At 54.5% G+C, this 19065-nt stretch carries 20 protein-coding genes and 1 pseudogene; 12 read left to right on the forward strand and 9 right to left on the reverse strand.

Features of this window, described 5'->3' with window-relative positions; genetic code table 11:
• Nucleotides 1–48 precede the first annotated feature (48 nt).
• Nucleotides 49–2262, forward strand: coding sequence for a bifunctional diguanylate cyclase/phosphodiesterase (locus tag MT962_RS06275; protein WP_024560825.1), 2214 nt, complete (start codon nucleotides 49–51; stop codon nucleotides 2260–2262).
• Here MT962_RS06275 and MT962_RS06280 read toward each other — a convergent pair.
• A complete protein-coding gene (locus MT962_RS06280; protein WP_024560824.1) occupies nucleotides 2215–3033 on the reverse strand; it encodes a serine protease in 819 nt (272 codons plus the stop codon). The two genes, MT962_RS06275 and MT962_RS06280, sit on opposite strands and share 48 nt — an antisense overlap.
• Before the next feature lie 436 nt (nucleotides 3034–3469).
• Between MT962_RS06280 and MT962_RS06285 the strand changes: the two genes are divergently transcribed.
• Nucleotides 3470–4129 (forward strand): YecA family protein, encoded by a 660-nt coding sequence (locus MT962_RS06285; RefSeq protein ID WP_048887835.1) that lies wholly within the window; start codon nucleotides 3470–3472, stop codon nucleotides 4127–4129.
• 143 nt (nucleotides 4130–4272) lie between these two features.
• On the opposite strand, the pseudogene MT962_RS06290 reads toward MT962_RS06285, so the two are convergent.
• Nucleotides 4273–4713: pseudogene (locus MT962_RS06290) on the reverse strand (HlyD family efflux transporter periplasmic adaptor subunit); the annotation flags it as partial.
• 164 nt (nucleotides 4714–4877) lie between these two features.
• Between MT962_RS06290 and MT962_RS06295 the strand changes: the two are divergent.
• The 3 genes from MT962_RS06295 to MT962_RS06305 all read left to right on the forward strand — a co-directional run bounded on the left by MT962_RS06295 (nucleotide 4878) and on the right by MT962_RS06305 (nucleotide 6566).
• Nucleotides 4878–5582, forward strand: a complete 705-nt coding sequence (locus MT962_RS06295) for a hypothetical protein (protein WP_247365185.1) — start codon at nucleotides 4878–4880, stop codon at nucleotides 5580–5582.
• A complete protein-coding gene (locus MT962_RS06300; RefSeq protein ID WP_024559266.1) occupies nucleotides 5579–5980 on the forward strand; it encodes a hypothetical protein in 402 nt (133 codons plus the stop codon). The genes MT962_RS06295 and MT962_RS06300 overlap by 4 nt, the downstream gene beginning before the upstream one ends.
• 175 nt (nucleotides 5981–6155) lie before the next feature.
• A complete protein-coding gene (locus MT962_RS06305; protein WP_247365186.1) occupies nucleotides 6156–6566 on the forward strand; it encodes a hypothetical protein in 411 nt (136 codons plus the stop codon).
• A 41-nt stretch (nucleotides 6567–6607) separates the two neighbouring features.
• Here MT962_RS06305 and MT962_RS06310 read toward each other — a convergent pair whose 3' ends face one another.
• The 3 genes from MT962_RS06310 to MT962_RS06320 form a co-directional block, all read right to left on the reverse strand.
• Nucleotides 6608–7228 carry a hypothetical protein gene (locus MT962_RS06310; protein WP_247365187.1) on the reverse strand — a complete coding sequence of 207 codons (621 nt, stop codon included), beginning with the start codon at nucleotides 7226–7228 and terminating at the stop codon, nucleotides 6608–6610.
• Between the two features lie 91 nt (nucleotides 7229–7319).
• A complete protein-coding gene (locus MT962_RS06315; RefSeq protein ID WP_247365188.1) occupies nucleotides 7320–8207 on the reverse strand; it encodes an oxidoreductase in 888 nt (295 codons plus the stop codon).
• A 20-nt stretch (nucleotides 8208–8227) separates the two neighbouring features.
• Nucleotides 8228–8521 carry an EamA family transporter gene (locus MT962_RS06320; RefSeq protein ID WP_247365189.1) on the reverse strand — a complete coding sequence of 98 codons (294 nt, stop codon included), beginning with the start codon at nucleotides 8519–8521 and terminating at the stop codon, nucleotides 8228–8230.
• Between the two features lie 2 nt (nucleotides 8522–8523).
• Between MT962_RS06320 and MT962_RS06325 the strand changes: the two genes are divergently transcribed.
• Both MT962_RS06325 and pgaB read left to right on the forward strand, forming a co-directional pair.
• Nucleotides 8524–9261, forward strand: coding sequence for an alpha/beta hydrolase (locus MT962_RS06325; RefSeq protein ID WP_247365190.1), 738 nt, complete (start codon nucleotides 8524–8526; stop codon nucleotides 9259–9261).
• Nucleotides 9262–9921: 660 nt separating this feature from the next.
• Complete coding sequence (gene pgaB / locus MT962_RS06330; protein ID WP_281732648.1) at nucleotides 9922–11958, forward strand: poly-beta-1,6-N-acetyl-D-glucosamine N-deacetylase PgaB; 2037 nt, start codon at nucleotides 9922–9924, stop codon at nucleotides 11956–11958.
• Nucleotides 11959–12281: 323 nt separating this feature from the next.
• Here pgaB and MT962_RS06335 read toward each other — a convergent pair whose 3' ends face one another.
• Nucleotides 12282–12452, reverse strand: coding sequence for a YnfU family zinc-binding protein (locus MT962_RS06335; protein ID WP_217490491.1), 171 nt, complete (start codon nucleotides 12450–12452; stop codon nucleotides 12282–12284).
• Between the two features lie 353 nt (nucleotides 12453–12805).
• Between MT962_RS06335 and MT962_RS06340 the strand changes: the two genes are divergently transcribed.
• Nucleotides 12806–13384 carry a DUF4142 domain-containing protein gene (locus tag MT962_RS06340; protein WP_247365191.1) on the forward strand — a complete coding sequence of 193 codons (579 nt, stop codon included), beginning with the start codon at nucleotides 12806–12808 and terminating at the stop codon, nucleotides 13382–13384.
• Between the two features lie 491 nt (nucleotides 13385–13875).
• Here the strand turns inward: MT962_RS06340 and MT962_RS06345 are convergent, their stop codons facing one another.
• Nucleotides 13876–14271, reverse strand: coding sequence for a helix-turn-helix domain-containing protein (locus MT962_RS06345; protein WP_024557124.1), 396 nt, complete (start codon nucleotides 14269–14271; stop codon nucleotides 13876–13878).
• A gap of 100 nt (nucleotides 14272–14371) precedes the next feature.
• Between MT962_RS06345 and MT962_RS06350 the strand changes: the two genes are divergently transcribed.
• On the forward strand, nucleotides 14372–15103 hold the full coding sequence (locus MT962_RS06350) for an SDR family oxidoreductase (protein WP_024560813.1): 732 nt from the start codon (nucleotides 14372–14374) through the stop codon (nucleotides 15101–15103).
• A gap of 76 nt (nucleotides 15104–15179) precedes the next feature.
• On the opposite strand, the gene MT962_RS06355 is transcribed toward MT962_RS06350, so the two are convergent.
• A complete protein-coding gene (locus MT962_RS06355; protein ID WP_247365193.1) occupies nucleotides 15180–16013 on the reverse strand; it encodes an oxidoreductase in 834 nt (277 codons plus the stop codon).
• Nucleotides 16014–16117: 104 nt separating this feature from the next.
• Between MT962_RS06355 and MT962_RS06360 the strand changes: the two genes are divergently transcribed.
• Complete coding sequence (locus MT962_RS06360; RefSeq protein WP_024557121.1) at nucleotides 16118–17038, forward strand: AraC family transcriptional regulator; 921 nt, start codon at nucleotides 16118–16120, stop codon at nucleotides 17036–17038.
• Between the two features lie 43 nt (nucleotides 17039–17081).
• Here the strand turns inward: MT962_RS06360 and MT962_RS06365 are convergent, their stop codons facing one another.
• Complete coding sequence (locus MT962_RS06365; RefSeq protein ID WP_247365194.1) at nucleotides 17082–17363, reverse strand: hypothetical protein; 282 nt, start codon at nucleotides 17361–17363, stop codon at nucleotides 17082–17084.
• Between the two features lie 344 nt (nucleotides 17364–17707).
• Here MT962_RS06365 and MT962_RS06370 point away from each other — a divergent pair, with 344 nt between their 5' ends.
• On the forward strand, nucleotides 17708–18292 hold the full coding sequence (locus MT962_RS06370; RefSeq protein WP_024557119.1) for a TetR/AcrR family transcriptional regulator: 585 nt from the start codon (nucleotides 17708–17710) through the stop codon (nucleotides 18290–18292).
• Between the two features lie 194 nt (nucleotides 18293–18486).
• The gene (locus MT962_RS06375; protein ID WP_188723449.1) at nucleotides 18487–19059 is read left to right on the forward strand and encodes a DUF308 domain-containing protein; all 573 of its coding nucleotides are present in this window, start codon (nucleotides 18487–18489) and stop codon (nucleotides 19057–19059) included.
• The last annotated feature ends 6 nt before the right edge of the window (nucleotides 19060–19065 follow it).

Here is a 19065-nt window from a genome sequence, read left to right on the forward strand (position 1 = left end):
TATATATGAATTCTGAAAAAGTTGTCGGAAGCGAGAAAAAGAAAACCGATGCATCAGCCGTTCCGGGGTCGTATGGTGCCCAGCGCATGGGCGCTTTTTGTGATGATATTTCTGTCGGGCGTTGGATTGATTTTTTCCGTGGTGACGCTGCTGTACCTTTCACTCAACTTAATCAGCAGTAAAACGAACGAGATAGACGAACATCGCACCGCGCTTTCGGTAAACGGCGCCATTCAGACCACGGTCAATAAAATGTCGGCGCTGGTCATCGATAACGCCGTCTGGGACGACGCCGCGAGAGAGCTCTATCGACCGACGCTTAATGAAAGCTGGCTTTACAGCACCTGGGGCACCGGATTTAAAGTCGGCAACCTCTATGACGGCACGTTTATTCTTGATGAACATTTCCACGTACTCTGGGGCGCATTCAGGGGGGCGACGGCAAGCGAAAAACGGCTCGATTTTTTCGGCGAGGGGTTGGGGGCGATTATCCGCCAGCACGCCGGTTCGCTGCGCGATAAGCAGGTCGTTTATTCCGGCCTCACCCGCACCCGGGAAGGCGTCGCCTTCGTGGCGATTGGCCTGGTGCGTCCGGTAACCGGGCCGTTGCAGGCAGGAGAAAGGACGCGGCGCTATTTACTGCTCACCCGTCACGTAAACCCCGGTCTGCTGCGCGAGCTTGGGGAAACCTTCCAGGCGTCGGACCTGACGTTTACTGCCCAAAAAACGTCGCCTGCCAGCGTGCCGCTGCAAAGCGCGGCGGGGGAAACCCTCGGCTACCTGCACTGGCGGCCCACGCAGCCAGGCGTCGAAGCGGCGAAAGCCTCTTCCGGCAATTTTATTCAAATCGTGATCACCGCCGTGGGGCTGATCCTGCTGTTTATTTTATTCAGCAGCGTTGGGCTCTATCGGCTGGCGCGCGGCGAGAAAAGGGCGCGGGAAGTGGCGCGGCTGGACTGGCTAAGCCGCCTGCCGAACCGTCGGGCGTTGATAGAGCGGATGGCGCAAAGCAGCCAGCGCGCTGAAAGTGAAGTGATAAGCGTGGTGTTTGTCGATCTCGACGGCTTTAAGGATGTCAACGATATTTACGGCCACGATACCGGCGACCAGCTGATTGTCACGCTTGCCGATGCCTTTCGCCAGCACGTGCCGGAAGGCGGCATGCTGGCGCGGATGGGCGGCGACGAGTTCGCCATGTTGCAGGAGGGGGAAGCGGCGCACGAAAAAGCCGTCGTCTGGGCGAATAAAGTGCTTGAAAGCCTGAACGCGCCGGTGCGGCTGGGGGAGCGGGTTATTCACCTCAGCGCCAGCATCGGCATCGCTTCCGGCTCGTTGCAGGATTGCACCAGCAAAGAGCTGTTTCGCCGGGCCGATATCGCCATGTATCACGCCAAGCTCAACGGCAAGGGCAGGGTGATGCATTATGACGGGGAACTCAACCGGGTGCGCGAGTTCCAGCTTCGCGTCGAGAACGAGATCCGCAGCGGGCTGGAGCGGGATGAGTTTGAAGTCTGGTATCAGCCCATCGTCGACGCCTGCAGCGGGAAAATGGCGGGGGTGGAGGCGCTGATGCGCTGGCCGCGCCGCCCGGCGGGGCCGCTGCCGCCCGATACGTTCATCGGCATCGCCGAAACCTGCGGGCTTATCCACGCGCTGGGGGAATTTGTGCTGCGCCGCGCCTGCCGCGATCTGCAGCCGCTTTACGATCTCAAGCTCTCGGTGAACATTTCACCCGCCCAGTTTCGCGACCCGGAGTTTGAAAACAAGGTTGCCCGCGGGCTGCGCGAGAACCATTTTCCGGCGGCGCGCTTGCAGCTGGAAGTGACGGAAACTTACGTGCTGGAGAACCCGGAACGGGCGGCGGCGGCCATCGCCAACCTGAAAAGCTTTGGCACCGCCATCGCGCTGGATGACTTCGGCACCGGTTATTCCAGCATCGGTTATCTGCGGCGCTTTAACTTCGATACTATCAAGATTGATAAATCCCTGGCGGGACGGGTGGATAGCGACCCGCAGGCCGCCGCGCTGGTGAGCGGCACTATCCGCATCGCCACCGCGCTCGGCATGGCGGTTACCGCCGAAGGGGTGGAAAACGCACAGCAAAAACGTCTGCTGCGCCAGGCGGGCTGCGATGCGCTGCAGGGGTACTATTTCAGCCAGCCGATGCCGATAGAGGCGCTGCTGCGCCTGCGCCGGGAGCGGGGCGATAAACCGCTAGCGGCTGGCGAGCGCCTCGAGGCGCTCCCGGAAGCCGGTCACTGAGATAGCGCGGTTATCGGCGCGGTAGCGGTCTTTCGCCGCCGGCGCGGAGCTTTGCACGCCAATAAGCTGCCAGCCTGTCCCGGTATTGAGCATCAGCGGCGAGCCGCTGTCGCCGGGCAGGGTATCGCACTGGTGAGAAAGCACGGTGCGCTGCGCCCAGCCGGTTATCAGACAATCGCGGTGGCTGTAGAGCGTTTCCAGATGATCTTCCGGGTAACCCGACTGGGTAACGCGACGCCCCGTATTGCTTAACGCCTCGGTCAGCGCGTCGCGATCGCCGGTAAACAGCGGCAGCGGCGTAATGCCGGACGGGGGATTGCGCAGCACAATCAGGCCGAAATCATCCGGCGCGGCGGAAGGCGGCACGATCCAGCCGTCGCCGTCCGCTTTCAGACGCTTGCCCAGCGACGATTCAACCCGACCTTCAATATCATGGATTTCATAGCGCCAGCGGCCCTTGAGCGACACAAAGCGCAGCGCCACCGGTTTGTCGATTTTGCCGCGCGGCGGCGTCAGCAGGCAGTGGCCGGCGGTCAGGGCAAGGTGAGGGGAGATAAGCGTGGCGGTGCACAGGTTGCCGCTTTCGGTTTCCAGCTGGCCGATAGCGTCCCACGGCGCGTCTGTGGGCTTTTCAACGCGCACACGGTCGTCATGACCAAAAAAAAGCGTGGCGATCTCATTTGCCGCCTCCGGCGCTTCGCCGACATCCGCACGGGCGAAAAAGACCGGCAAAAAAAACGTTCCCAGCAATAAGACAACGGTTTTATGCATATCACTCTCTGGTGGGCAATTATGATTATAGAAGTAACCCTGCCCTGTAACTATAGACGGGACGCGGTGAAAGCGGGAATAAAATCAGCGCACTAGCCCGCTTATAAATAGAAAACGCCAGCAATGACGCCGCACAGAATCAGTAACGTCAGAATGAACTCAAACCGGTAACGGCGCATAATTCCGGCCTCCTGAAATACGGGATAACCGCGAACGCGGTATGCCCGCAAGCGCGGGCGTAGGGACAGACTATAAGCGGCGGTGCGGATGGTTTCAGTGAGAGATTGGTATCGGCCTGTAACGATATGTACAACCGCCGCAACGCGCTGAGCTGCGCGCCTTTTCTCTGTGGCGCAATGCGTTTATCATCCCGCCCGTTTTAACAGGAAAGCGGCAGATGCCGAAAAAAGGTCAACACGCCTGAGGAGGCAGATTTATGAATCAAGGTCCGCTTAACGAAAAAGAGCTGGAATGGCTGGACGAGCTGCTGGCGAAATATGGCAACGACGATGCCGTGCTGGATGTGTCTGAGCTGGACGGCATGCTCACGGCGCTGCTCTCCGGCCCGCGTGAAATAGAGCCCGAACAGTGGCTGACGGCGCTGTGGGGCGGCGAGAAGCACATCCCGCGCTGGTCTTCCGAGCGCGAGATGACGCGCTTTATGAACCTGACGTTCCAGCATATGAACGATATCGCCGATCGCTTAAGCGATGCGCCGGACCAGTTCGAACCGCTGTTTGGCTACCGTGAAGAAAACGGCCGGGAGTATGTGGTGGTGGAAGACTGGTGTTTCGGCTACATGCGCGGCGTGGCGCTGGACGACTGGTCAACGCTTGCACAGGAGATGAAACCGGCGCTGGACGCCATCGCCCTGCACGGCCAGCAAGAGAATGTGCAAACGCTTGAGCAGATGACGGAGCAGGCGTACGCGCAGAGCCAGCACGCCATCGGACCGGCCGCGTTGCAGCTCTATCAATACTGGCGCTCGCAGCCTGAAATGCGGCAAACGCCGGTGACCGCCGAACCGAAAGTGGGCCGTAACGACCCGTGCCCGTGCGGCAGCGGCAAAAAGTATAAAAACTGCTGCTTGCATTAAGCCGCTACGGCGTCGGGTCAGGCTCTTTTCTCGTCTGGCTTTGCAAGAACGCCTCTGTCGTTTGGCGATGGAGGCGTTCTCTTGTTTAAGAGGGTCAGCCGAGGTGTTAAGTCCGCTTTTCGCGAAAACGGAGGGGCGTGTGATTATGGCGTGATGGCTATACTGGCGGATAATCCCGCGACCAGTTCGACACCTTCCGGCAACGTGTCTATGTGAATGCGAACCGGGATGCGCTGCGCTAGCCGCACCCAGCTAAATGTCGGTTCAACATCCGGCAGGCCGAGCCCGCCCGTCTCGTCATTGTTGTCACCGATTCCACGACCGATACTCTCCACATGACCCGCAATCGCTGGCGCCTGGCCCATCAGCGAAATGTGCGCCGTGTTGCCCACGCGAATATGACGCAGTTTGGTCTCTTCGAAATAGCCCACTACCCAGAAACTGTGCGCATCAATAATGGCGACTTTGGTTTCTCCCGCCGTGGCGTAGTCGCCAGGGCGCAGCCGAAGATGGGTGACATAGCCCGCAACCGGTGACCGAACGCTGGCATGCGCTAAATTAAGCTGCGCCAGTTCCAGCGCTGCCGGAACACGGCGAACCAGCGCAGAAGTTAACGCTGCTTTACCAGCAAACAGTTGCGGTAAAGCACTTACACCATAGGTGAGATTTATCTTAAATAGAGCGGGTTGCATTCTTTATAATCCGAGCAAACGTACAATAAACCAACCGCGATAATGGAGGAAAACCGGTGAGTAAAAGAGGGGATATCATTGAGCTTTCTAAGCTGCCAGTAGCCAAATTCGGCCTGGTATATTCGGAAGTGTTGGGCTGGATAGATTTAGGTCATGCTGGTGGGGAAGACATTCGCAGGACGCTAGCGCAAATGGAGGCTGGCGAGAAAGGCGCAAGCGACTACTACGAGGTGATTTATTCGCAGTCGATGTATAAGTTTCGTCACGCAGTGGGGATAGGGCGCCATATCCGCTGGTCGGTAAGAAAAGGATTAAGCCAACAGGTCAAACACAGCATAGTTCTGGCAATGATGATGCGAACGGGTACGCAATTTGAATCTCTTCAGGCGTCTTTACCCTTTAGCTGGACAACGGATAGCGGATACAGCGCAGAAGACCTGGTATCGGACCTGCTGGGTTTTTACCGCGTAGTACGGCCAATGAATTATTTCGCGCAGTTACGGATTGTCAGCAAAGAGGACGCGCTCAAGCGATGGGATCACTATGGCCCGATCGGGAATTACAAAAATAAGATGTTTCGCCCGCTCCTTTTCCCGGCCCCAACAGCAGGCAACAACGCTAAACCTTATTTTGGTTCACTCCCTGCGTTTATGACCTCTATTACCCCTTACAATAGCTTTTCTGACGGTGCGGTGAAGGTGATAACCAATAACGGGGCGCATATGAATATTGGGAACGCGCCCATGAGGGAATATAAATGAGCATAAAGTTAAAGGGCGCACTTATAGCCGTTATCATTCTGCTTATGGTTCCACTCTACCAGATTGGCTCAGTGATGCTTTCTGACAGTGCCGATTACACAAAGACGGACTGGCTGAAATTCAAATTACTTGCGCCGGATTCAATCAAAAGTGCGCCGCAATTGGATGACGCTCGCGTTATTCATTACCGTGCTGCCGACGGCAACTCACCGCAAGTTGATGAAATTGAGTATAAGCCGGACGTTGCCACCAGCGCGCTGGAAAACTACCTGATATCGTTAGGCTACCGTCAATCCGACGATCCCGTTTTCGGTAAACGCTGGGTTAAGGATGGAAGTTCAATAAGCGCCTTTATAGCTAAAACGGACAGCTCGGTTTTGCTGACCTTTACGGAATAACCCGGCCTTAAGTGTGTTTGGTATACAAGCGGCTTTATGCTGTTCAGGCACTATTTGGGGGGGCAGTTTGGATATCGCAAATTATTATACGTTTAGCTCACCTCCAAACTGCGCCCTGTTACCACATCAACGAGACGCAGAGCCGAAAAGACAGCTACCACTGGAGAGTAAACAAATGGCAGTTTCAGCAATCATTGTAGTTATCGCCCTGAGCGGGTACGCATACGGATTTATTAAAGCCCGCGAATTGAGCGCACTACGTAAGGAAATGCAGTTATACATGGATCGCATGGAAGCGGCGGAGCTGGACTTGCATGCAATTCGCAGCGTAGCGGAGCACCGATTACACGGCACGGGTAAAAAGTTTGCCGATCTTTATAGCCGTCTCAACGGTGCAACTGTGACGCTGACACCCGAAGATCAAATTTTACTGGCAACAATGCCGGATCATATCCAAGACGTAGAGGACATCGTAAACGAGCGCGGCCCGAAGACCATTAGCGGGCGTCCTTTTTGGACAGTTGAGCCAGACCCGCACGACTACGAATACGGCCCGCAATATCCGTTATTCCCAGGCCAGCGCTAATAAGGATCAGTATGGATATCGGAAGTTATTATATGGCAAGTCTATTTTCTGATGAACTTGAACTCCGTCCTGCCTGCGGCAACCCATAGTTTCAAATCCATTTTATTTTCATCAGGGAACTGAATGTCTTTGCTCAGTGTCGCGATGAGCTTCTGAAGATAGGCTATACCCGCTTTGACAATACCAGTCAGGAAAACGACGAACCTGTCCAGATCGGGCGTGTAAATCAGGTGTATGTTGGAATCAAAAACTTTATGGGTTCCATCAACGTTAACATAGGTATTTATGGCTGTTTCCAGGACAAATAAATTCATGAAATACATGCTCAGCGCATCGTCTCTCTTGAGCAGGTAATTTAGCTCAGGCCGCCATTCTACCGCTTTTTCAATAAGCTCGGGCTTGATGTGTCCGACAAATTTATTTCTTAGGTACTTAGCAAACTCAAACTCTCTGGCTGTGTCGCGGTATGAGGCTGACAGGTGGCGATGCTTAGCATAAAGCGGCTTGATTTTTTGTTCAAAATCAACCAGGTTGGCCGTAGCGATAAGCACCTGTTTAAACATGACGATACTTGTCATAGTGCTAAAACCTGTCTCTTCATAATGCTTATCGATTTCTTTCAGGTCCGCCAGAAGTAAACGCGCTTTAATAAGCTCTTTCATAGGATATTCCATTAAACTGTAGTAGCGCCAACAGTCCCGGTTAAAGATGCTATTGATTGATAGCGGTTTATGAACCGGCTGCTTCTGCGCCTTAACCCGGCCCTTCACTGCCAGCCGCCAGCAGGGGAACCAGCACATCGCTGATGGGCACGGCGATGCCGTGCGCGTGACCTAAGCGCTGTATCACGCCGTTGCGGCTATCCCACTCCATTGGGCGGTTGGCCTGACGGTCGGCGAGAATCGAGGTGCCTAAATCCGCAGGCGCACGCTGCAAATTCTCTACGATCTCCTGCACCACCCTGTCGTCCAGCACCGCCCCCTCGGCACGGGCGACAGCGAGGCACTCGTGCAGATACGCCAGGGAGAGCCCGGTGATATCTTCACGGGAGAACATACCGGCGCGGCGGTTCGCAAGCACCATCAGACCAGCAACCGCATTTTGCAGCAGCTTGCGCCAGGCCACGGAGGAAAAATCCGCCGCCAGTTCGACCTGGCAGCGCGAGCCGCTCAGCGCATCAACTACACGGTTTGCCTGGGGGAGGTCCGGCAGCGTCAGACGCGGTTTGGCGCGCAGCCAGACCGACGCATCCGGCTCGCGCTGAGCCGGGAACCAGACCACTGATGGCAACACCGTTGCGCCATTGACCCAGGGTTCAAGCTGGGTTTTCTGTTCGATGCCGTTTTGCAGCGCGCAGACGACCGTATTTTCATCGCACAGCGCGCTTAGCCAACCGGCGATGTCGGCGTTCTGCGTGGTTTTCACGGCGACAAAGACCAGAAAGCAGGGCGAGTTGATAGATGTCGGAGAGTTTAATACCGGGCCTGGAACAACGATGTCGGCCCCGTCGTAACGCAAAAGTAAGCGCTGATGCGCAGAACGCCCGCAAAGTAACGGCGCACGGCCCACTTCATGCAGCATCGCGGCGATGGTCGTGCCAATCGCCCCAGGCCCAATCAATGCTATTGTCGGATGTGACATCGTTAGTTCTCCTGATTCATTTAACCCATTATCAGTGTGCCGGCGACAATCACTGCGCACGCCGCTATTATTCTCAACGTCAGCGTTTCGCCGAGAAACAGATAACCCAGTACCGCGGCAAACAGCACGCTGGTTTCAGGCAGCGCCGATACGGCTCCCAGCGGCGCGCTCGCCATGGCGTAAATAATAATGCCGTATGCCAGCAGCGAAATAAGGCCGCCGACCGCCGCAGGGATAGCCCTGGCCGCCAGCGCAGCAGGCTGCTGGCGTCGGCAGACGGTTCCGGTTGGCGCTGGATTGCAGTTGACTATCATGTTTGATAAAACAAAGAAATCAATACTTCAAAAAATATCCTTTTATGATGTTAAGCCGCTCTTTCAAGGTGCCTTTCCAGGGGACGACGATTTGTGCTGAAAGTACTTTCGGGCGTAATGGACATATCCTGATGCTCCATGGCGGCGGTAAAGATAGAAAGGTTTTCTATAAATATCGTGCGCTGATGGACACGTTAGGCTTTGGCACGACGTTATTTGACTTTATAGGTCATGGTGAGACAGGCGGTGATATTCATGCGTCTTCTCTTTTTAGCCGTACTATGCAGGCAAAAGCGGTTATTGCTTTTCATGATCAACCTATTACAGGCTGTATGGGGATAAGCATGGGAGCCTATAACGCTCTGCATCTTAGTAAAACAATCAAACTCCACTCTCTTATCCTCATGGTCCCTGGCGTTTATTCACCGTTAGCCTGTAAGGTTAAATTCGGTCCTGATTTTTCTGAAATTATACGCAAGTTCCGAAGCTGGGAAGAAACGGACGCCTGGTCGATAGCCGCTGAGTTCACCGGGAATTTGCTTGTGATTGCCGCAGAGAATGACGCAATTATTCCGGCTGAAATACCCGATAAACTCGTGGCTTGCGCTTCTCGCGCTTGCAGAAAGGAACTGCTGACTATTTCCGGGGCTGGCCATAATACTATTTGGGAAAACGTAATGCGTTCACAAGCGTTATATAAAAAAACATGTTCTGCGTTTGAACGGTGTTTGTCTTTTTGAATTAACCTGTTGCTCAACGCGTAATATTGTTGAGTCGCGCCCTGTCCGTTTCTGGCGCATGGCCGTTAGCTCACTGTCAGCAGCAATTAAAAAGCAATATCTTCGTATGTACATCATTTAATAAGCAATGCGCCGCGCAGTTTTAATATCCTGGAAAACATGTTGTAGCGAAACCCGGGGGCGGCGTTCAGACCGTCGCAAAACCGTCATCGACAATGAACTCCGCTAATGAAACTACCTGGTAAGACTTTTCTCCTGGACGGAGCCTGCCATGAATAAGACGTTTCTATTAGTGCCACCCCGGTTAGCAACGCATATCCTTCAGCCAGTTTCACTTGCTGAACACACCGTGAAGCCCTGTCATATTTGATGATGCCAGGCTTGGCGGGTGTGTCGCAGACCCAGCTCTGGCCGTAAAACGATAAGACATTCACCATCACAATATCCTCCTGAGCTGTCTACCCATTCAAATGCAGGCTGCTGCGTATGGAATAACGCGCAAGCAGAGTCATACCACTTCCGCAGCCGGACGCTATGTCCGGTTTTAACACAACTAACAACGACGAAGCTGCCCCTCGTAGAGCACATTGTGCCGCCGCGTCGCAAGTGAATGCAGCAGCCCGTATCCGTTGAAAAAACATGAGATGTGAGGGCCTTATCATGCTGAGATATGTACTGCATACGAGTCTGCTGATTGCAGCCTGGATGTTGCTCACCGCCTGTAGCCATTCGGTAAATTCGCGCTTTGTCGCCCCGGCGAAGAGGCCTGAGACAATAGCGTCCCGCCCCTGGCCGCCTAACCGCTTTCTCGTGATTGCCTATCACGATGTGGAAGACGACGGGGCGGACCAGCGCTACATGTCAGTGCGTACCAGCGCGCTCAACGATCAGATGGTCTGGCTTAAGCGCAACGACTACCGGCCGGTGAGCGTGCAGCAGATCCTGGATGCCCGCAACGGCGGCGCGCCCCTGCCGCCAAAAGCGGTGCTGCTGACCTTCGATGACGGCTACAGCAGTTTCTATACCCGCGTCTGGCCGCTGCTGAAAGCCTATAACTGGCCCGCCCTGTGGGCGCCAGTCGGCATCTGGGTCAGCACGCCGGAGAACAAAAAGGTCGATTTCGGCGGCCTGCCGACCGCCCGTGAGAAGTTCGCCACCTGGGATATGGTGCGCGAAGTGAGCCGCTCGCCGCTGGTGGAGATCGGTTCGCATACCTGGGCTTCGCACTATGGCGGCGTGGCTAACCCGCAGGGCAGCTCGCAGCCTGCGGCCGCGAACCGCATGTTTAACAAAAAGACCGGCCAGTATGAGACAGATGAAGAGTATCAGGCGCGTATCGATAAGGACGTAGCCACGATCACCGCCAAAATTGAGGAAGTGACCGGCAAGGCGCCGCGCGCCTGGGTCTGGCCTTATGGCGCGGCCAACGGCGTGTCGCTGTCGATAATCAAAAAGCATGGCTATCAGATGGCCTTTACCCTGGAGGATGGACTTGGCAATGTGAACAATCTGGACAGCATTCCTCGCCAGCTTATTAACGGCAACCCTTCGCTCGAAAACTTCGCGGAGGGCATAATAGACGTTCGCGAGCCTAACGCCATGCGGGCGATGCATATCGATCTGGATGATGTTTACGACCCGAACCCGGCGCAGCAGAAAAAGAACATCGACAAGCTTATCCAGCGCGTTTATGACATGAGAGCGTCACATGTTTTTCTCCAGGCGTACGCCGACCCGGCGGGCGACGGTACGGTGAGAGAGGTATACTTCAAGAACCGCTGGCTGCCGGTCCGCTCCGATCTCTTTAACTTTGTGGCGTGGCAGTTGCAAACCCGGGCCGGGGCGAAAGTCTATGCCTCGATGCCGGTGCTGGCCTTCAGTCTGGATAAGTCGTTGCCGCGTGTGCAGGCCTGGGACCCGAAAACCGGTACGGTGAAAGTGGACCCGAAAAAGTACCAACGCTTGTCGCCCTTCAACGCCGTGGCGCGCCAGCGCATCACCGAAATCTATGAAGACCTGTCCCGTTATTCCAACTTTGCCGGTATTCTCTTCCATGACGACGCGCTGCTGACGGAGTTTGAAGACGCCAGCCCGGACGCCATGACCGCCTATCATCAGGCGGGCTTTAAAGGGACGATTACGGACATTCGCAACAACCCGCAGGAATTTGCGCGCTGGACGCGATTCAAGAGCCGGGAGCTTATCGATTTCACTCAATCGTTAACAGAAACCGTCCATTCGATTCGCGGTCCGCAAGTCAGAACGGCGCGCAATATCTACGCCATGCCGGTGCTCGATCCGAAGAGCGAATCCCGGTATGCGCAAAACCTCAACGACTTCCTCACCACCTACGACTGGACGGCCCCGATGGCGATGCCGCTGAGGGAAGGCGTGCCGCTTAACGAAAGCGGCGCCTGGCTCGATAGCATGGTGACGGCCGTGAATCAGCACCCTGATGCGCTGCGCAAAACCATTTTTGAACTCCAGGCAAGAAACTGGCTGCAGACCGAAAACCAGGGAAGGATAAGTGGCAAACAGCTGGCGCAATGGATGGACCAACTGAAGATAAGCGGCGCCAACAGCCTTGGCTACTATCCCGACGATTTTATTAATGGTCAGCCAGGCATGGATGAGATTCGTCCCTCATTCTCCGCCTGGTGGTACCCACAAAAAACGGCCGTTCTGACAGGTAACTAAGCGCATTGACTGACTGGTTGCTTAACGCGCGAGTTCGCTTCACTGAGCGGGCGTCGTCCCCCTTCGCTTATCAAGCCTGGGCGGAAAACCCTGGGCTGAGGACGTAAGCAGGGTAGCGCGAAAGTAAAAAGCCGGGCGACAGCCCGGTTTTTTCTGACAATTCTTGCGCAACGCTTGTCGAACTCCCCGAACCAAACCCACAGGCCGGGCTGCGGTAGGCGTTCCGCACTGGCGCCTGCTTTGAGCATCAGGTCACCGTGACTCACTCTGTGTTAAGGGGGGCGCGTTGTGCTGTAGCCGGGCGTTAATGACCCGACAGGGGATTAAGCGAAAGCAGTTTTACCTTGACTGAAAAGCTTACTGCAGCGAGGGCACATGAGCATTGCGCCTTTCTGAACCCGGGAGAAGCTGTGTTCGGACTGTTGATTGCAATGAGGGCAGGTACATTTCACGAGATAATTACGGCTATTTTTTGCGTCTTTGCGTTGTGACATTGAATAATTCCTGATGGAGGGGCAGCCACCATACACGATTCCTGCGCATATAGCCCGTAATGCTTCTCCTGGCGCCGCAGATAGTGAGGCTCCTGCGTCCCGGCAGGCGAGGAGCAGGTGTGCGTCGGCGCGCTCATGCCCTAAATCCGGCTTTCGCCGTTAATGCCGAATTGTGTAATTTCCGCTTCGCTTTTGTCGTTATTTCCTGTCGTCCTCCGTGGAAGATTTGGCGTAACCTGCTGTCTCGAATTGTTGATGCACTATACTGACCATTGCAGTTGTTATTTATCGACGAGGCTGCGCGCAGTAACTAACCTGCCGCCAACCTTACCTATGACCCTCAGGAGAACAAAATGCAAAAGAATAAAACGTTAAAAGGGCTGCTGGCCGTATCGGCAGTTGTAGCAATGTTCAGCACTGCCGGCGTGCAAGCGCAGGCGACGAGCGCCGCGCAAAATAGCGCCGCAGGCCAGAGCGAATCGAGCGCTAAGCTCAGCGCCGGCGACGAAAAAGCGTTAAAGGACATGGCGCAGGCCAATATCAATGAAATCGCTGCCGCTAAGATAGCCCTGAGCAAGGCCCAAAGCAGCGATGTCAAAGCCTTCGCGCAGAAGATGGTCGACGACCATGGCGCCGCCCTGACCAAAGTACAGACGGTCGCACAGCAAAAAGGCGTAACGCTGCCGACTCAGCCGGACGCCAGTCATAAGGCCATGGCTGCCCAGCTGGAAAAGCAGAGCGGCGACGCCTTTAACAAGATGTATATGGAAAACGCTGGCACGAAAGACCACCAGATGGTGTTGTCAACGCTTAAGCGTGACGCCGGAAGTATCAAGGATTCGGACGTGAAGGCGCTGGCCGACGCGCATACGCCGGTCGTTGAGCAGCACCTGCAGTCCGCCCAGCAGATGTCGATGCATTCCGGTAAGTAACCCGGTTGCACGATGGGAACAGGTTCTGCATCCGGGCAACCTTTTGTTCAACGGGTTGCAGAAAATCACGGGGGGAGTGTCACCGTGACAGTGTTTAAGAACGGCGATGACCAGGGGATGTGTGCCGTTCGATGCTCGCCTGGGCGCCGTCACGCGCTGACGCTCACTCTACGTGCCGACGACTGGAATTAACGCAAGCAGCCGCTCGACAGGCTGCATGGCGTAAATAGTGCGAAGGACCGCTTCTGGCACAAAACGGAGAGCCCGCATTTTTGACCTCCTGCCGCCACCGATTTTTTGCATTGCCGGAATGACCACGGCAGGGTTACTGCGCAGTACGTCCTGACCCTGGCGGCCCGCGTTGTCTCAATGCAGCAGTAACCAATGTAGTAGTAACCGATAAAGGCCAGACTCATCATAAATCTGCGCCTTCATAATTTCTCACTACCCCCGTGGCAGGCCACCGCTGCCCTCTGTGATGATTCAGGGGGTCAGGCGGAGTCGCGCATTAATTTTTCATCTGCATGAGCACGATCGTACTCAATCTGAGCTAATTCCATGGCCGGACCGAATTCCAGCGCCCAATTCGTCAGCGCCGCAAAAGGCTGCTGCAATGACTGCGCCAGCGGCGTAATAGAATATTCCACACTTACAGGAGAGGTTGGCAGAACCTGACGATTGACTAAACCGTTGCGCTCCAGTCGTTTCAGCGCATCGGCCAGCGCCTTATGAGTAATCCCGTTCAGGCGTCTGCGAATTTCATTGAACCGACAAGGTTCAGTACACAGCACCGTAAGAATTAATATCGACCATTTATTGGTGATGTTTTCTAACACTGGTCGGGTTTTTCCGATGTCTTTCAGGCAGTTGTTATCTCTATCTTGCATGGCGATATAGTCACTTATCGTTGGTATAAGCAAAGTGCGTAATTGATATTAAGTATAGATTTTATACCATCGGTTTTCGACCTTAAACGGAGAAAAACAGATGGGCAACATTGAAAAAAAAGTCGCTGTGGTGCTTGGCGGCGCGAAAGGAATTGGGCTTGCTATCAGTCAACGTTTAGCAACCGAGGGGGCGATCACCTGGTTCACCTCAAGACGGGATGAAGAGCTTGAGACGGCCAAAAGTAAAATAGCCGGTACCGCGCTGCCACTGCGGGCAGATGTCAGCCAGAAGAGCGAACTGAGCCGTATCATGCAGACGATTGCAGAGAAATCGGGCCAGATAGATATATTGGTCATCAACGCTGGCATCTCGGAATACGCCACGCTTGAAGAAATCGATGAGCCGCATTTTGATAAGACGTTTGGCCTGAACGTTCGCTCGCCCGTTTTTGCCCTGCAGGCAGCATTGCCCCTGTTGAAGCCCGGCAGCAGTGTCGTGCTCATCGGTTCAATTGCTGATGTTATCGGCACGCCGGGATATGGCGTCTACTCCGCCAGCAAAGCTGCATTGCGCTCTTTCGCCCGCACCTGGACACGTGAACTTGCCGGGCAGGGCATCCGGGTTAACGTTGTCGCGCCCGGCCCTGTAGACACTGACATGATGGCCGCTGTCTCTGATGAGGTGCGTAAAGGATTAACCAGCGCAATACCGCTGGGCAGAATGGCCCGGCCTGAAGAGGTGGCAAACGCGGCATTTTTCCTCGCCAGTGATGAGAGCAGCTATATTGCAGGCGCCGAGATTTGTATTGATGGCGGAATGACACAGGTTTAAGGGATAACACGGCGGCCATCCCGGGATGGCCGCGCGTGCGACGGCCACCCTCGGTTATCCCGTTACGCTCTGTATATTAACCATCCGTAGAACGTGTCAGCTTTTCCCACTGGTCTATTTCCTTACCTAATGCCGCAAGCTTTTGCCGCACCAACTCTAACGCATCGCTGCCTAACAACAAGTGCGTGGGCGGTGACTGGCTCTCAATCAACGCCAGCATGGCGCGTGCGGCCTTAACGGGGTCGCCGGGTTGCTTACCGCTTTTTTCCTTGCGCGCCTGCCGGATGGGGTCGAATAAAGCATCATAGTCCGGGATGCTGCGGGTACTGCGTACCATTGAACGCCCGGCCCAGTCCGTACGAAACGAGCCAGGCGCCACGGCGGTCACCTGTATGTTGAACGGGGCAAGCTCTTTGCTTAATGTTTCTGATATCCCTTCCAGCGCAAATTTGCTGCCGCAGTAGTAAGCGATCCCCGGCATGGTGATAAACCCGCCCATTGAGGTGATATTGATAATGTGCCCGCTGCGACGCTCGCGCATGCCCGGCAGCACGGCTTTGATCATCGCCACTGCGCCAAACACATTGACATCAAACTGGCGGCGCATCTCGGCGAGCGGGGATTCTTCCAGAATGCCTTCATAGCCGTAACCGGCATTGTTTACCAGTACGTCAACCGGGCCGAAGGCGGATGAAATCTCTGCCACTGCCTTATCAATCCGCTCAACGTCCGTGACATCAAGCAGGCGGCCGAAAGCCCGCTGCGCATCAAGCGCCTCGAAAGCCTGCTGTGCTTCGCGATTGCGCACCGTACCGATGACTTTATGGCCTGCAGCGAGGGCTTCCTGCGCCAGCGCACGACCAAAGCCGCTGCTGACGCCGGTAATTAAAAGGGTTTTTGCAGATGTCATAAAAGAACTCCCATGAACAGTCGAGACTGCATGTTATTCTCTGTACTGGCGCATTTTTAGGCCGTATTTTCTCGTTTTATTGCCTGATCTTATGAGGTGTAGTGATGTCCGGGATGATTGCTCTGGTGAAAGCCCTTGCGGTGCAGGAGGGGTATAACCTCACTGCGTTGCCTGATGTGCGAATTTTGCGTGCCGATCGTCCGCTTGCCAGAACGCCTGTGCTTTACGACCCGGGGATTGTGATTGTCTGCCAGGGCAGCAAACGCGGTTTCTTCGGCCAGCAGACCTATTTATATGATGAGCAGCACTACCTGGCGGTTTCGGTGCCGGTGCCGTTTGTGATGGAGACCGACGCTTCGGCAGAACACCCGTTGCTGGCGATTTATATGCATCTGGATTTTCAGCTTGCCGCTGAACTGATATTGCAGATTGAACAGCATGACATCCCGCATCCTCCCGCTGCGCCGCAAAGCATGATGTCGAGCCCGATGGACGACACGATAAAAACAGCCGTGCTGCGCTTGCTTGAAGTCCTGAACAATCCGCTTGAGGCGGCGATCCTCGGCCCAGCGCGGGTACGTGAGCTCTATTTCCGCGTACTGACAGGCGCACAGGGCAACGCAATGCGCGCCGCACTGACCTTGCAGGGGCAGTTCGGCAAAATCGGCAAAGCGTTACAACGCATTCATGCCGCCTATGCTGAGCCGTTAACGCTGACGCAACTGGCGATGGAAGCCGGAATGAGCGTGCCGACGTTTCATAGCCATTTCAAAGCGATAACCCAAGTGCCGCCGATGCAGTATGTGAAATCGGTACGCCTGCACCAGGCGCGGATGTTAATGGTGCGTGAGCATATGACTGCTGCCGCCGCGAGCTATGCCGTCGGCTATGAAAGCCCGTCGCAATTTAATCGCGAGTTCAAACGCCTGTTTGGTCTGCCGCCGGCAGAGGAGATCAAACGCATGCAGCGTAACTTCGCCGTTCCACCCGCGCAGCAAGCGTCGCTCTTTGTTTCCTCGCATTAAAGCTTGTCCGGTATTGCACATCTTCAGTGTGAAAGGGCTGTTGCTAAAGATCATGAGATGCAATAACCAACATCCTGATTATTTTGTCCACCATAAAGGGCGCAGCATGATTAAGCTCCGGATCGCGTAAAAGTTTGTCGGCTATCATCAATGCGAAGTGGCGAACGGCTTCGTTATCACCTGCATACTCCGTTCTGCGGCTTCGCTGTAAAGGTTCAGCCACCTGCGCTTGTTCTTTCTTCGTTTCACTTAAGCCGGAAAATGATCGGTTCTGGACTTCTGCTGTCGCTAACTTTTGCCTGTCGGGAAAACGGATAACCGTCATGAATTTTCTCCACTTCTCGGTTTATTTTTAATGCGATGACGTTTTTTTGCTCAGTGTTCAGGCATGCCTGGTGTATCACTATGCAGGCCGGTGCCATCCCGGTGGTATAGTTGAATCGCAGCCATCCTAGTAGTAGGATGGGTGGGTGTCAATGTCGTTCAGACGCACCTGAAAGCGCGGCTGCAACGGTTTTAAAAGAAAAGGGGAGGGATGATACGACGACCCTGATCGCGTTCAGCTCGCATCAGCGCAGGCGGTTTGACAATGTCGCTGCCTGTCAGTAGGTTGCCCATGACGCTGATAGCCCCTCTTTTTTTCGTCTGGATTGATTACTGGAGAATGAAATGATCGAACGTTCGCCAAAAGCGCGTGAAATTATGGCAAATACGAGGCAACTGCTCACCGCTGGAGGATATAAGAGTTTTAGCTATGCCGATCTTGCTGAGCGGGTGGGCATCCGCAAGGCCAGTATCCATCACCATTTTCCAGGTAAAGAAGATTTAGTTAAGGCTGTTGTGCAGGACTACCGCGCAGAAGCGCAGGCGGGTATGGCGGCCATGGATCAGCAAATAAACGATCCGCTTGCCAAACTGAAAGGGTATGCCGATTTCTGGTCGGCGTGTATCAAAGATGGCGTATCGCCATTTTGCATCTGCGTGATGCTTGCCGTTGAACTTCCGACTCTGCCTGAGGATATTGCCGCTGAAGTCACGGGTCATTTCAGCGATCTTTCTGACTGGCTGGCATCATTACTCAGCGCTGGTGAAGAGCAGGGCGTGTTCCAGCTAAATGAAACGGCGGAAGTCGAAGCCAAAACGCTGATGGCTGGCATGCATGGCGCTATGCTGGCAGCACGGGCATTTAATAATCCGCAGGTGTTTGATCAGATTGCCTGGCCGCTGATAAACAAGATGGTAAAAGTAGCCTGACGGTTGCCCGGTTTGACGTAACCGGGCAGCGCTTTTTGCTAAACCTCCTCATTACTCCCTGTTCCCCTGTTATGAGATAACCTGATTCACAACAAAACCTGTTGATCTTTTACCTACCAACTAGTAGGTTTGTTGGCGAGGAGAAGCGTAAAATACGGCTTCGTTTATTCAACTTGCCAGGTTGAGAGGGTTATATGTCAGATAGTATTCATTACGAGAATCAGCAGAATTGGCTCAAGCACTATTATTTTACCCGTACGGTTTTCTCGGTTTTATGGGTTATTGCCGTTTTTACCGCTGGGCAGTCCTCCTATTTTTGGGCGATGATTTTGTTAATTCTCTATCCAGCATGGGATGCGTTGGCGAATTATACTGATGCAGTTAAAAGCGGTGGATTCGGTCGTAGCCGGATGCAGACAATAAATATTATCGTCAGCGCCGTCACTACCCTTGCCGTGATATTAACCATTAAAAGCGGCATAGATAATGTGATTCGCCTGTTCGGTGTCTGGGCAATATTATCCGGCCTGCTGCAACTGGGTGCGGCTGCTCAACGCTGGAAACAGTATGGCGCGCAATGGAGCATGATATTAAGTGGCGCTCAGTCAGCGTTTGCAGGCGCATTTTTTATCTTTCAGGCCCGGACGCCAGAGCCGCCGTCGATAGTCAATATTGCGGGCTATGCCGCGTTTGGCGCCGTCTATTTCTGCATATCCGCCGTGTCGCTTACTGTTCGACAAAAAAGAGAAGCGAAACAGCCAGGCTGAATACAG

Source organism: Franconibacter sp. IITDAS19 (assembly GCF_023079515.1).
Classification (GTDB): domain Bacteria; phylum Pseudomonadota; class Gammaproteobacteria; order Enterobacterales; family Enterobacteriaceae; genus Franconibacter; species Franconibacter pulveris.